Source organism: Micromonospora sp. WMMD735 (genome assembly GCF_049178995.1).
Taxonomy (GTDB): Bacteria; Actinomycetota; Actinomycetes; order Mycobacteriales; family Micromonosporaceae; genus Micromonospora; species Micromonospora wenchangensis.
Window position 1 is genome coordinate 2,578,672 of sequence record NZ_JBMHMJ010000002.1, and the last position, 12,966, is coordinate 2,591,637.

The 12,966-nt window shown below is 68.9% G+C and carries 15 protein-coding genes; 9 read left to right on the forward strand and 6 right to left on the reverse strand.

Going from position 1 to position 12,966, the window contains the following annotated elements; all coding sequences use genetic code 11:
- Window positions 1-41: 41 nt before the first annotated feature.
- Entirely contained in the window at window positions 42-1,190 is a 1,149-nt protein-coding gene (locus ACN268_RS10885; protein WP_421483054.1) for an acyl-CoA dehydrogenase family protein, read from the reverse strand.
- Window positions 1,191-1,281: 91 nt separating this feature from the next.
- Between ACN268_RS10885 and ACN268_RS10890 the strand changes: the two genes are divergently transcribed.
- The 3 genes from ACN268_RS10890 to ACN268_RS10900 are packed head-to-tail and all read left to right on the forward strand — an operon-like array spanning window position 1,282 to window position 4,481.
- The gene (locus ACN268_RS10890; RefSeq protein ID WP_421483055.1) at window positions 1,282-1,947 is read left to right on the forward strand and encodes a TetR/AcrR family transcriptional regulator; all 666 of its coding nucleotides are present in this window, start codon (window positions 1,282-1,284) and stop codon (window positions 1,945-1,947) included.
- 45 nt (window positions 1,948-1,992) lie between these two features.
- A complete protein-coding gene (locus ACN268_RS10895) occupies window positions 1,993-3,411 on the forward strand; it encodes an aldehyde dehydrogenase family protein (protein WP_421483056.1) in 1,419 nt (472 codons plus the stop codon).
- Window positions 3,408-4,481, forward strand: coding sequence for an alcohol dehydrogenase catalytic domain-containing protein (locus tag ACN268_RS10900; RefSeq protein WP_421483057.1), 1,074 nt, complete (start codon window positions 3,408-3,410; stop codon window positions 4,479-4,481). Before ACN268_RS10895 ends, ACN268_RS10900 begins: the two co-directional genes overlap by 4 nt.
- Before the next feature lie 199 nt (window positions 4,482-4,680).
- Here ACN268_RS10900 and ACN268_RS10905 read toward each other — a convergent pair whose 3' ends face one another.
- The 4 genes from ACN268_RS10905 to ACN268_RS10920 all read right to left on the reverse strand — a co-directional run bounded on the left by ACN268_RS10905 (window position 4,681) and on the right by ACN268_RS10920 (window position 6,891).
- Window positions 4,681-4,971, reverse strand: a complete 291-nt coding sequence (locus ACN268_RS10905) for a hypothetical protein (protein ID WP_421483058.1) — start codon at window positions 4,969-4,971, stop codon at window positions 4,681-4,683.
- Entirely contained in the window at window positions 4,968-5,339 is a 372-nt protein-coding gene (locus ACN268_RS10910; RefSeq protein ID WP_421483060.1) for a hypothetical protein, read from the reverse strand. The genes ACN268_RS10905 and ACN268_RS10910 overlap by 4 nt, the downstream gene beginning before the upstream one ends.
- 170 nt (window positions 5,340-5,509) lie before the next feature.
- Window positions 5,510-6,028, reverse strand: a complete 519-nt coding sequence (locus tag ACN268_RS10915; RefSeq protein WP_421483062.1) for a hypothetical protein — start codon at window positions 6,026-6,028, stop codon at window positions 5,510-5,512.
- A gap of 143 nt (window positions 6,029-6,171) precedes the next feature.
- On the reverse strand, window positions 6,172-6,891 hold the full coding sequence (locus ACN268_RS10920; RefSeq protein WP_421483064.1) for a VOC family protein: 720 nt from the start codon (window positions 6,889-6,891) through the stop codon (window positions 6,172-6,174).
- Between the two features lie 311 nt (window positions 6,892-7,202).
- Between ACN268_RS10920 and ACN268_RS10925 the strand changes: the two genes are divergently transcribed.
- A complete protein-coding gene (locus ACN268_RS10925; RefSeq protein WP_421483066.1) occupies window positions 7,203-8,072 on the forward strand; it encodes an HNH endonuclease in 870 nt (289 codons plus the stop codon).
- A gap of 73 nt (window positions 8,073-8,145) precedes the next feature.
- Here ACN268_RS10925 and ACN268_RS10930 read toward each other — a convergent pair whose 3' ends face one another.
- On the reverse strand, window positions 8,146-8,973 hold the full coding sequence (locus ACN268_RS10930) for a phosphotransferase family protein (protein WP_421483068.1): 828 nt from the start codon (window positions 8,971-8,973) through the stop codon (window positions 8,146-8,148).
- A gap of 418 nt (window positions 8,974-9,391) precedes the next feature.
- Between ACN268_RS10930 and ACN268_RS10935 the strand changes: the two genes are divergently transcribed.
- The 5 genes from ACN268_RS10935 (at window position 9,392) to ACN268_RS10955 (ending at window position 12,955) form a co-directional block, all read left to right on the forward strand.
- On the forward strand, window positions 9,392-9,622 hold the full coding sequence (locus tag ACN268_RS10935; protein WP_421483070.1) for a hypothetical protein: 231 nt from the start codon (window positions 9,392-9,394) through the stop codon (window positions 9,620-9,622).
- 30 nt (window positions 9,623-9,652) lie between these two features.
- Window positions 9,653-10,081 (forward strand): hypothetical protein, encoded by a 429-nt coding sequence (locus ACN268_RS10940; RefSeq protein ID WP_421483071.1) that lies wholly within the window; start codon window positions 9,653-9,655, stop codon window positions 10,079-10,081.
- 164 nt (window positions 10,082-10,245) lie between these two features.
- Entirely contained in the window at window positions 10,246-11,715 is a 1,470-nt protein-coding gene (locus tag ACN268_RS10945) for a hypothetical protein (protein WP_421483073.1), read from the forward strand.
- A gap of 73 nt (window positions 11,716-11,788) precedes the next feature.
- Window positions 11,789-12,154, forward strand: a complete 366-nt coding sequence (locus ACN268_RS10950) for a hypothetical protein (protein ID WP_421483075.1) — start codon at window positions 11,789-11,791, stop codon at window positions 12,152-12,154.
- 414 nt (window positions 12,155-12,568) lie between these two features.
- Entirely contained in the window at window positions 12,569-12,955 is a 387-nt protein-coding gene (locus ACN268_RS10955; protein ID WP_421483076.1) for an effector-associated constant component EACC1, read from the forward strand.
- The last annotated feature ends 11 nt before the right edge of the window (window positions 12,956-12,966 follow it).

The window sequence follows — 12,966 nt, forward strand, 5'->3', positions numbered from 1 at the left end:
GGCCACCCGGTCGGCGAATCCGGTCACGGTTCCCCCTTCCGCTAGAAGGCGTTGACGCCGGTGAGCGCGCGCCCGATGAGCAGCTGCTGGATCTGGCTGGTGCCCTCGTAGAGGGTCGCGACCCGGGCGTCGCGCAGGTACTTGCCGACCGGGTACTCGTCGATGTAGCCGTACCCGCCGAAGACCTGGACGGCGTTGTTGGCCGCCCGGACCGCTGCCTCGCTGGCGAAGAGCTTGGCCATCGAGGCCTCGGTGGCGAACGCCTCGCCCCGGTCCACGAGGTCGGCCACCCGCCACACCAGCAGCCGGGCGGCGGCGGTGTCCACGGCGATGGCGGCGAGCAACTGCTGCACCAGCTGGTGCCCGGCGATCGGCTTGCCGAACTGGGTGCGCTGCCCGGCGTAGCCGACCGCCACGTCGAGGCAGCCCTGGGCGATACCGACGCAGCCGGCGGCCACCGACATCCGGCCCTTGGCCAGGGTGGCCAGGGCCAGCCGGAACCCGCCGCCGGCCGCGCCGAGGCGTGCCGAGTCGGGCACCCGGACGGCGTCGAAGCGCAGCTCACCGGTTGCCTGCCCGCGCAGCCCGAGCTTGCCGTGGATCTCCCTCCGGGTGAGCCCGGCGACGGTGGTGGGCACCAGGAACGCGCTGATGCCCCGGTGTCCGGGTCCGCCGGTGCGGGCGAAGAGCAGGACCACGTCGGCCACGGTGCCGTTGGTGATGAACGTCTTCGCACCGGTGATCAGCCAGTCGCCGCCGTCGCGGGTCGCCCGGGTGGTCAGCGCGGCCGCGTCCGAGCCGCTGTCCGGTTCGGTCAGGGCGAAGCAGCCGAGCGCGGTGCCGGCGCAGAGCCGGGGCAGCCACTCGGCCCGTTGCGCGGCGGACCCGTGCGCGGCGATGGCCTTGGCGACCAGCCCGAGCGACACCGAGACGATGCCCCGGACGGCGGAGTCGCCCCGGCCGAGCTCCTCCAGCACCAGGCAGTAGGAGAGGTGGTCGCCGCCGGACCCGCCGTCTTCCTCGGAGATGGTCAGCCCGAGGAAGCCCAGCCGGCCGAGCTTGTCCACGATCTCCGGGTCGACCGACTCGCGCCGGTCCCAGACCGCGGCGTGCGGGACCACCTCACGGTCGACGAACTCGGCGGCGAGCTGACGAACCGCCGCCTGGTCCGCGGAGAGCTGAAGGTCCATGCAGCATAAACTAGCGCTGCAAGTTTAAGTACGTCCAGACCCGGCTGTGGCAGAGTTGCCGCGGACCGACGAGGGAGCGAGGGAGGCGCGGATGCCCCGGCCGAGGCAGGCGCTGCTCAGCCGGCAGCGGATCGTCGATGCCGCCGCCGCGCTGATCGACGCGGACGGGCTGGAGGCGTTCTCCACCCGCCGGCTCGCTGCCGAACTCGGCGTACGCGGGCCCTCGCTCTACAACCACTTCGCCACCAAGGACGAGATTCTCGACGCGGTGGCCGACAGCGTCACCGCCCAGGTGGACGTCTCCTTCTTCGGGCACCTCGACTGGCGCGAGGCGCTGCGCCGGTGGGGGCACTCGTATCGGGCGGCACTGGCCGCACACCCGAACATCGTGCCGTACCTGGCCCGCGGGCCGGGCCGGCGGCCGGCGGCGCTGACGATGGCCGACGCGGTCTACGGCGGGCTCGTCGCTGCCGGCTGGCCACCCGCGCGTGCGACGCACATCGGCGCGCTGATGCGCTACCTCGTGGCGGGCTCCGCGCTCGGATCGTTCGCCCGTGGCTTCGTCGAGGACCCGGGGTTGTACGGGGAGCGGTATCCGCACCTGACCCAGGCGCACCGGCTCGCCGAGCATCAGCAACAGGTGGACGAGGGCGCCTTCGCGCTCGGCCTCGACGCGCTCATCCATGGGCTCTCCCGCACCTACGAGGAGCACATCGGGCCGCTACCACCCCTCCCGCCAGCCGATCCGGGGCACTAGAGTCGAAACTTGCAGCGCTAGTTTTCGACCGCCGTGAGGGGCGCGATGGATCTCACACGAACCGACATCTATCTCGACGGGGCGTGGGTCGCCCCCTCCTGCGGGCAGACCATCGCGGTGCACAACCCGGCGACCGAGGAGGTGCTGGCGAGCGTCCCGGCCGGCACGGGGGCTGACGTCGACCGCGCCGTCACGGCCGCCCGTGCCGCCTTCCCGGGCTGGGCCGACACCACCCCGGCGCAGCGGTCCGCCGCCCTGGACCGGCTGCACACCGCGCTGGCCGCCCGGGCCGCGACCGCCGCCGAGACGGTCGCGCTGGAGCTGGGCACCCCGCTGAAGGTCGCCGCCCGGGTACAGGTCGGCCTGCCGCTGACCGTGCTGCGCAGCTACGTCGAGCTGGCCGCCCGGCCGCCCGCCGAGGAGACCGTCGGCAACTCGCTGGTGGTCCGCGAGCCCGTCGGCGTGGTCGGGGCGATCACCCCGTGGAACTACCCGCTGCACCAGGTGATGGCCAAGCTGGCACCCGCGCTGGCCGCCGGGTGCACGGTGGTGCTCAAGCCCAGCGAACTGACCCCGCTGACCGCGTACCTGCTCTTCGACGCGATCCACGAGGCCGGCTTCCCGCCCGGGGTGGTCAACCTGGTGCCCGGCACCGGCGTCGAGGTCGGCGAGGCCATCGCCGCCCACCCGGACGTCGACATGGTCTCCTTCACCGGCTCGACCGCCACCGGCCGGCGGATCTCGCACCTGGCCGCCGACCGGATCGCCCGGGTGGCGCTGGAGCTCGGCGGCAAGTCCGCGAACGTGATCCTCGACGACGCCGACCTGCCCACCGCGGTGAAGGTCGGCGTGGGCAACGCCTTCCTCAACTCCGGCCAGACCTGCACCGCCTGGACCCGGATGGTGGTGCACCGCGACCGCTACGACGAGGCGCTGAACCTGGTCGCCAAGGCCGCGGACGGCTACCGGACCGGCGACCCGTTCACCCCGGACACCCGGCTCGGCCCGCTGGTCTCCGCGGCGCAGCGGGACCGGGTGACCGGCCACGTGACCCGGGCACTCACCGACGGCGGCCGGCTGATCGCCGGCGGCCCGGACGCGGTGCTGCCCGAGCGGGGCTGGTTCGTCGCCCCGACCGTGATCGCCGACGTCGACCCGGGCAGCGCGCTGGCCCAGGAGGAGGTCTTCGGACCGGTGCTCGCCGTCATCCCGGTCGACGACGACGAGGCAGCGGTAGCCGTCGCGAACGACTCCCGGTACGGCCTGGCCGGCGCTGTCTGGTCCGCCGACGAGCAGCGGGCGGTGCGGGTCGCCCGGCGGATCCGCACCGGAGCAGTCGACATCAACGGCGCACCGTTCAACCCGCTCGCCCCGTTCGGCGGCTACAAGCAGTCCGGCCTCGGCCGGGAACTGGGTCGCTACGGGCTCGACGAGTTCCTCCAGACCAAGGCGATCCAGCGATGAGGGCGCTGCTCGCCCGCGGCGTGGACCAGCCGCTGACGGTGGAGGAGGTGGAGCTGCCGGACCCCGGGCCGGGTGAGGTACGGGTGCGGGTACGGGCCGCCGGGGTCTGCCACTCGGACCTGTCCATGGTCAACGGCACGGTCGCGTCGCCCTACCCGCTGGTGCTCGGACACGAGGCGGCGGGCGAGGTGATCGAGGTCGGCCCCGGCGTCGACCGGGTCCGACCCGGCACGCACGTCGTGCTGAACTGGGCGCCGCCCTGCCGGCGGTGCTGGTACTGCGGTCGCGGCGAACCGTGGTTCTGCGAGCGGACGGGCTCCCCCGCGACCGCCCGGGGCCGAACCTCGGACGGTTCACCGCTGCACGTCGCCCTCGGCCTCGGCGCGCTGGCCGAGGAGGTGGTGGTGCCACAGGAGGCGGTGATCGACGTTCCGGCGCAACTACCGTTCGCCACCGCGGCCCTGCTGGGCTGCGCCGTGCTCACCGGGGTCGGCGCGGTACGCCGGACCGCCCGGGTGGCCCCCGGCGACTCGGTGGCGGTGATCGGTCTCGGCGGGGTGGGCCTGTCGGTGGTCTCCGCCGCCCGGGCCGCCGGCGCCGATCCGGTGCTCGCCGTCGACGTGTCGCCCGCCAAGGCCGAACTGGCCACCGCCGCCGGGGCCACCGACTTCCTCGTCGCCGACGACACGCTGAGCCGGGCGATCCGGGAGCGCACCCACGGGCGTGGCGTCGACCACGCCCTGGAGTGCGTCGGCCGCGGCGTGACCATCCGCGCCGCCTGGCGGGCCGCCCGACGCGGCGGGCAGGTCACCGTCGTGGGGATGGGCGCGCGGGACGACGTGGTCAGCCTGAGCGCGCTGGAGATCTTCCACTCCGGGCGGACCCTGCGTTCCTCGGTGTACGGCTGGTCCGACCCGGACCGGGACCTGCCCGAGCTGGCCCGCGCCGTGCTCGACGGCACCCTGGACCCGGCCACCCTGATCACCGACCGGACCGGCCTGGACGGCGCCGCGGCGGCGTTCGACCGGATGGCCCGCGGCGAGGGCGCCCGTACCGTCGTACTGCCCTGACCGTCGCCGCCCGCCGCCGCGCCGGGTTCAGTGCAGCGCGCGGGCAAGCCCGGTACGGGACCGGATGCCGAGCCGATGGACGATGTTGCGCAGGTGGTGGTCGACGGGGCGAGTGCGGCCACGACGACATGATCACTATTCGGAGTGAACCACAGTCAACCCTGAGCGTAACCACCAGGGCCGATACTCGCGTTGGACATCAGACCCCCGGCCGGTACGTCTGCCAGATCGTCTGCTGGGCCAGGTAGCTGCCGGCGTGGAGGCGCACCTCGACGTCGTGGTTGGAGGGGCCGGCCGCGACGAGCTGTTCGACACGCCCGAGCGTTCTCACCGCGGCGGCCGGGATGGCACCCGCGGCCGAGTCCGATCCGGACACGTTCATGTAGATGGTCTGGGTGCCCACGGCGGCGGCCGGCGTGGCGGGCAGGGGGGCGCTCAGGCTGAGAACGGCGGCGGCCACGGCGAACCGCATCGCCTTCCGCACGTTCACCTGCCAGTTCGTCGGGAGCCGGGTCGCCGACCGCTACCCGCAGACCCAGACCTGCGGGGTCGGGTCGGCTGATCAGCCGGTCCGTCGACGGCACCAGGGCTGGAGAACGACACCAAAGGCGCTGCAGGACGGGAAGACTCCGGTGGCGGCCATTGCGACGCCGCGATCTGGGCCCCGGTGACCGGCAGGGTGGGCGAGATCTGGTCGAGCAGGCGCTGCGCCACGGTGGCGTCGATCTCGACGTCTGCGCTGATGCGAACATCGGCCGCGGTCGCCAGGTCCACGACGTCGTCGCTGGTGAACGCATCAGCTCCGAGGGTACTCAGCCGTCGCGCGAACTCCTGGACATTGATCATCTGCAGCCTCATCGTCGGATTGTTAGTCACCCACCGTAACCCACGCCTCGGTCGGCGGATCCTACGCCCACCGTGCGGGCCACTGAGGCCGACAGTCAGCGCCGACAACTGGGACCGCTGCGCGGACGTCCGCAACTCTTCGGTGAGCTGATCGCACTCGGTCGAGTCATGCAGTTGCAGGCTTACCCCAGTCGGTGTCGGCGATACCGCAGGGAGGGATCGCCCTCCTCAACCCCGTTCTCGTCCATCGCGTTGTAGATCGTCAACCAGCCGTTCGCAAATCGCAGGCCCAACGCCACGGCACCGTCCGCCAGGTCACCCCCGGCCCGCTCCAGAAGCTCCACCGCCTCAAGCCGCTGCCCGTGCCGGGCAGCCAACAGTGCGGGAGCATCGTTGCGCCAGCGGAGCCGGAAGCCGTCCGAGGTCGGCCACACCGGCTTGCGCGTCACGTCGATCGACCTGTACGTGATCGACAGATCATCAAACTTCTGATGATTGACCTCAAGGCGCTCGTCGTCGAAGTCGAACACCACCGGGCAGTCGGCAAACCAGGTGTTGTCATCGTCATCCCACACCACCCAACTGGACGTCAGCCGCCGGCCCACGAGACCCCGCAACCGTCGCGCGTGACGACCGGCGACTTCAGCAGCTCCGTTCAGCCAGGCCGGCTGGTAGCCGGCAATACCGAAGTCGAAGGTCATCACGAGACGGTAATCCTGAACCGGCCTGACTCACACTCGGGTATCCGGATCTGCCGCCGACCGCGTACCACGGGCGGTGACTGCTCTCGAGGTCACCCGGCGTCCGGACGTGGCCGAGATGGTGGAGGCGTTCGTCTGGTGAGTTACCGCAATGCTGCGGCGAGGTCGGCGGCGTTGTCGAACGCGGCGGCTGCCCTTTCGGATTCGTCTTCCGTGAGCGTGACGGAGCGGGTACGGGTCAGCATCTCGGCCGCAGTCTTTGGATCGTGCAGCACCATCGCGAGTTCGGCGCGGTAGACCAGGACCTCTACCTGCTCGACCGGGTCGTCGTCGGCTTGCGGGCGGGCGAGGGCGCTGTCGAGGATCCGAACGGCCTGTCCTACGCTTCCTCGGGAGTCGGCCTGCACGACGGCATTCGCCAGAGCCTTGGCCAGCCGCCCGGCAGGCGTGGCGGCCGGCACCGGCGCGGTGGCGGCGTCCCGAAAGACGCGGATCCAGTTGCCGCCCGGGTCGATGACACTGAACCCACCCCACCCGTCGGCGTTCTTCCGCGCCCTGGGCCGGGTCATCCGCGGCGTTCCCGACACCAGAACCTTGCCGTACGCGGCGCGCATGCCAGCGGCGAACGCCCGGTGTAGTCCCTCAATGTCCGCGGTGAGTACGAGACATGAGCCGTAGGACTGCTCCGGGTCAAATCCGGCGATCTCGAAGAACTGCAGATGCAGGTCTTCCCGCTGCACCCCCACGCACGCGTTGGGCTTGCGCTGCTTATACGTGGTACGGAAACCGAGAACTCCGTAGAAGGCTTCGATGTCATCAATGGACGCGCAGGGCAGCAGGGGAACGGTCCGCTCGTTGGCCATGCCTCCTTCCTAGACGTCGCAGGGTGTCCGTCGCCCATGGAAATAGCCGATCATCGCCGCCAGCCATCCGTTCAGCCGATGATCCAGAACGCAACGTCGCCACTCCCCCGAGCCATCGGGGGTGCCTTCCATCCGGCCCACACGGCTCACCAAGATCAGGCACCCGGATCTGCCGCATGGAAGGCGCGTCGGGGTGCACGATCCCGGCCGACGCCGGGATCGCCGTCGTGCTCAGCGACTTCTGGATACCCCGGATAAAATCGCCATGGAACGCTGGTTCCAAACCTGGCACGACCCGATAGCCTCGTCGGATGGCGAGGCGTGCACCAGACTCGATCTCCATCCAACTTCCCGATGGCCGAAGCATCGACGCGACGAACGAGACGCCGGGTCCGGCCGAGCGGTGGGAACTGGAGCTGGTCGAGGTGCTGCGCGCGCGGCGATTCGACGCGTGCCCGATCTGCGGCGACCCGGCAGCAACGGAAAAGGAGCACGTGCCGCCAGGCAGTCTCGGAGGCAAGGTGATGACCTGGACGTGCAATCGGTGCAACAACGATTTCGGCAGCAGGGTCGAAGTTGATCTGCTCGACTGGTACGAGGGCGCGCTGACGACGTGGTTCGCGTCGGAAACCGTGCGCGGTAAGCGTAAGACCGGCCGGCTGCTGAGGCGCTGGACCGAAAGCGGCGAATATGTGCTCCTGCCGGCCGGCAAGTCTGACGAAATATATGCCGAGATCCTGGCCGCCGGCAATGTCGAAATGGAGTACGACACCCCGGAGCACAAGCGGTGGTCAATCGGTCTACTCAAGTGCGTCTACCTCGCCCTTTGCATCAAGCTCGGCGTCATCGAAGGCGGATGGGCCGACCAGGTCCGCGCCGACCTGCTGGCGGCCCGTGACGCGCCCAGCCGGTCGGAAGTGCCGGCCAGCGAGATCGCCCGGCGCCTCCACGTCCTGCGCGGCTTCGGACCGGAACCGATCACCCCGCACCCAGTGGTCACAGGCATCGTCCACGGACCAGACGGCCCGCTGGAGGGCGTGCTCCTCGCCGGACGACTGTTCGTCTCTTGGTCACCGGGCAATGACTTGCAGCTGGCTACACCGGACGGAACCGGCCGGCGCGTCACGACGATGCGGATCGGAGAGCCGATATCGGGCATCGTGACCGCCGTCACGCCGTAGCCGCAGCGCGGGCCGACTTGCTCCCCGCGCGGGCGGGGCCGGGCTGCGCTTTCGAGGACGTGAGTCGACTTGCCTATCCAGGCTGAGCCGTTGCCTGCCGGAGCTCGCTCAGCCACTCGACGCCGAGCCGATGGCCGTGGGGGAACTGGTCGTCGCGATCCCAGCGCCACGTGGTGATCATCGCCAGCATGAGGGTCCGGCAGTCTCGGAGCAGCCGGCGGTCGACGCCCGGGTAGTGGTCACCGACCTCGTCGGGTGCGTGGGCCAGGTCGAACTCGATCGGCCCCCGGCAACAGGTCTCGAAGTCGATGAAAAGCGGGCCGCCCCGGGTCGAGAGCAGGTTGCCTGGATGGGGTTCACCGTGCAGAAGCTGCTCGGGTCGGCCGCTCTCGCTGACCGCGCGTCGCATACGGTCCAACGTGCTGGCGAGGAAGACCCGATCCGAGTCGACCAGTTCCGGCGTTCGGACATGGTCGGCCACGAGCGTCTGCGCCGCAGAAACACGGTCCGTGAAATGCGGGACGGGCAGGTCGACCCTACGCATCCCAGCATGCAGACGTTCGAGCGCGCCGCCATACTCCGCGTTCGACAGTGATCGAGTAGTCGCCGGTTCGTAGTAGGTCCAGAAGGTGACCACGTAGTCGCCCCGGACGAAGACCTCGGGCGACTCCAGCGTGGCCACCGGACTCCCGACCTCGGCCAACCGCCGAGCAACATCCACTTCAAGCTGGGCGCACTGGTGCGCTACCGCCGCGACCCGGGCGACCACGGCGCAGGGCTCCAACCTCAGGGTGAGCGTGTTCGAGTTGTGCAGGACGGCAGCATTGTGGACGGTCAGGCCGAGCGATGAGGCACTCGACACGGCTACCTGCATCGCCCGCTGAACCTCGCATTCCTGCACCACAGCACCGTAGTTCAGTGTCCGTGGTGTGGCAGCGTCAGCTCGTGCTCCTGAAGCGACGCGTGGTTCCAGCGCCTGCGGGGTGGTCCACCGCCGGCAGCACCATGTCGATGGTCATCCTCTGCTCCCGCGCATGCAGGATGATCCCTTGGTGCCGACGTGGCCGACTACCTCGCGTTCCCTGCTTCCTTGCGTGAGCGGCGGTGGTCTCAGTTCCCCGTCACTCGTCGCCGTTTCCGCCGCAACCGGCAGAACTTGCCGGTGGGTGGGTGAAAAGGGTCGGCAGAAATGGTGAAACCTCCGAGTCGGGTTCGACCAGGTCAGCGATGATGCGGGACCTTCGCTGCCTGACACGAAGCCGCCCTATACCGGCGACGCAGGACAACATCGCATAAGGAACCGTGGTTGGATCTCGGCCGTGAAGGGATTCTGGCGGTGGGGCGTCGGGTTTGTGGGGCTGGCGCTGCTCGGTATCGGGTCGTGGGAGATCGTGCAGGGTCGCGACGGCAGCGCGGTCATCGCCATCATCGCGGCAGGCGCACTGTTGTTCGCCAGCCCGCTCGTCGTCGACCGGTTGAGCGAGGTGGCGATCGGCCTCGACGGTGTGAGCCTGGGACTGGTGTCGGATCTCGCGCAGATCGCCCCGTAGGCGGCGCAAATTCTGGGCGACAGCAAACTGATGAGCCTCGCGGATTCCTACGCGATCGTGCGTGAAGAGTTCCGAGGCGAGGAGAATCGCGCAGTCAGGGTCGTACTACAGGATCTGCTGGTCGAACGTGCGGCCTCGCTGGCGACGTACCGAAAGTTCGACCCGTCCGAGGTCAGGAGGCTCTTCACGGAAGGGGCACCGGTCGTCCGGGTTCTCGCCCTCGGGCTGATGAGAGGCGACCCGTCGCTGGCCGACGCGGAGACGATCCGTGCCGCAATCACGGAGTCCCGCTCCGGCAACGAGCAGTACCAGGGTCTCCTACTGGCCGAAGCAGGTTGGAACAGGCTGAGCACCGCTGACCGATCGGCCCTCCTCTCCGCTCTCGACGAAACCCCGATCAAAGCTGGAAGCGACCGAGCAGCAATCGCAGACCGGATACGGGCCTCCCCGCGCTCCTGAGGAGCATCGCGGCAAACTGCATCGAACGCGGCACCAGAAGAGAGGTTCACCCGTTGGGGCTGCTGATGCGCGACTACGCGGACGCCCGCTCGTGGGAAGGACGCACAGCTGGTGCCACGCCGGGAGGCTTGGCCGGGTGGTGACGACCTGAGACCATCGCTGTCGTGCGTGGACTTCGCGAACGGTTGAATCCGGCAGAACGACGGCTCCGGAACGCATTCCTGCGGGGGGACGACCTTGACCTTGGCGGCACAACTCATGCGGTCCGTGCCGAGTTCGTCGCCGATCTACTGACGCGAGCGGTCGACCGGACCGCCTATCCAGGGGTCGCGCTGCGGTTGCGCAACGCCACAGTCCTCGGCCGGCTCGACGTTCGGCAAGCCGACATCACTATGCCAGTGTCCATCACCGGGTCGACGTTTACCCACGTCTTGGATCTGACCAACGCCAGCGCCGCGAACCTGGTTCTCTCCGAATGCACACTGCCCGGCTTCCGTGCCCGGCTACTGCAGGTGCGTGGTGATCTCGATCTGACGAGGTGCACGATCACCGGTGAAGTCAACGTGTGCGACGCGCGGATCGGCGGATCCCTGACCCTCGATGGATCCGCGCTGCGCGCGGCCGTCGAAGGCCCCGCGCTCGCCGCCGCGCGAATGGCCGTGACCGGCGACCTCAGCGCCAGAGCGGGGTTCAGCGCGTTCGGTCGGATCTGGCTCTCCGCGGCAACTGTTGGCGGCGACGTTCTGTTCAGCGGTGCCACCGTGCGAAACCCGGCCGGCCCGGCCATCGATGCAAGCCGACTGACCGTCGGCGGCAGCTTCTCCGCCCGGTACGGGTTCGCCGCCGAAGGCGGCATCATCCTGGTCCACGCACAGATCGGCAACCAGTTGAACTTCACCGAGGCGCGGATTAGCACCACAGACATCTGGGCCCTACACGTCGGTGGTGCTCAGATCGGGAGCCTCTGGTTGACGTTCGCGGCGCCGCCGGTGGGTCGGGTACGTCTCAGTGGCCTGCAGGCCGACTCGATCTTCGACCACCCTGCAACCTGGCCTGCGGAACTCGACCTGATCGGATGTACCTACCAACTGCTGCTCGCGCGATCGCCAGCACCTCGCGGGGCACCGTTGCCACCGCGGCAGGTCACCGTCCGACAGCGCCTGGACTGGCTGCGCCGAAGCCCCGACGGCTACGCCCCCCAGCCTTACGAACAGCTGGCCGCGCAGTACCGGCACAACGGCCAAGACCAGGAAGCCAGACGTGTCCTCCTAGAAAAACAGCGCCAGCGCAGGGCGGCGCTGAACTTTCCGGCCCGGATCCTTGGGTACCTCCTCGACGGCGTTGTCGGCTACGGCTACCGCACCTGGCTCGCTGGCATGTGGCTGGTCGCATTCTGGGCCATCGGCACACTGACGTTCACGGTTCAGCCATCAACACCCCGCTCTGGCGCAACCCCGGACCACAACCCCGCGCTGCAAGCCCTCGATCTCCTCCTACCGATCGTCAACCTCGGACACGACGGAACGTGGCGCCCCAACGGTGTCAGCCAGTACGTCGCAGCCTTGCTAATTCTCGTGGGATGGACATTGACCACTGCCGTCGTCGCAGGCATCACCCGGGTACTCAACCGATGAGTCACCCGCCAATGCGAGTGGGACCTAGTAGTGCATTGTTAGGTTCGGTGGCGTTTGTTGCGGTGTAACGGCCGTGGTCACCACCTGGGCCGCCGAGACCCAGGCCGAACGCCAACGCGCCGAACGACTCCAGCACGCCCCAGCCGTTCAGGAAACGGACAGCCCGCAGCGGTTCACCGAGGAGCAGATCACCGCCGTCGTCCACGAATTCGGAGACCTCGTGCACGCACTACGCAACGCCGAGCCGGAACGCAAACTGGAGGTCTACCGCAGCCTCGGGCTGCACCTGGCGTACAACCCGGAAAAACAAACGGTGCGGGCAAGTGTTGACCTTGCCGCGCACCGTTGGGATCTGGTTCGTGTCCGAGGGGTGATCGATACCGTGGCCCCACCATCGCCTGGCGCAGACGATGTCGTGATGATCGACTGTTGTCCCTAGCTACGCTGACAACAGGTGCCCCGGCCTTCCGGCTAACCGCCCCGCCAACCCAAGAGGTGGCCTCACGAGTATGGCTTCGCTCGCTGGTGCGGCCACGGACTCGAACCCCGAACCCGCGGTTACCGAAAGTCACGGTATCGAACCTGCCGCTGATCATCAATATGTGCCGTTGACCTGCATAGACATGCTACTAACTTGCCAACTCCGGTCACTGATAGTCGACGCTTGGCAGGGGTTTTCGGGGGGTAAACGGGGGCATCGTAGACCAGTGCCGCGACGTGCCCATCATCAGGAGCAGCTACAGGTGGCCGGTGGCATTTGTCGCCTTGACCGGCGGTGGATCCTAAAGGGATACAGTCAAGGGGCACGATGGTGTGGTTGGGCCGTTGGCGAGGAGCGACTCGAGGAGTGGCCGTGGATACTCTCCAGCTCCGCACAGACGACGACAGGGCGATCGGCGACCTACTCACTGCGCTCGGCGCGCAGGCTGAACTCCGTGGCCGTGTTCGTGAAAGGTATGAGAATGGCCCGGACGACACGATGTCCGCTCTTCAATACGTTGAGGTCGTCGTTCCGGCACTGGCCGGAAGCACGGTCTTGCTCGGTGTCGTTCGGGCCGTCGCGAAGGCGGTCTCGGGCTACCTCATTGAGCGTGAACAACAACGAGCCGGCACTGTAACTGTACGGCTGACTGGGCGCAGCGGCGAACCGATCGAGATCACTGCATCCGGGGTCCGGCATGTCGAGGCCCTGGTCGCAGAGGCTCTGGGGCATGACGCCCCGCCCGGCAGCGCCGAGTAGAGGCGGCGGAC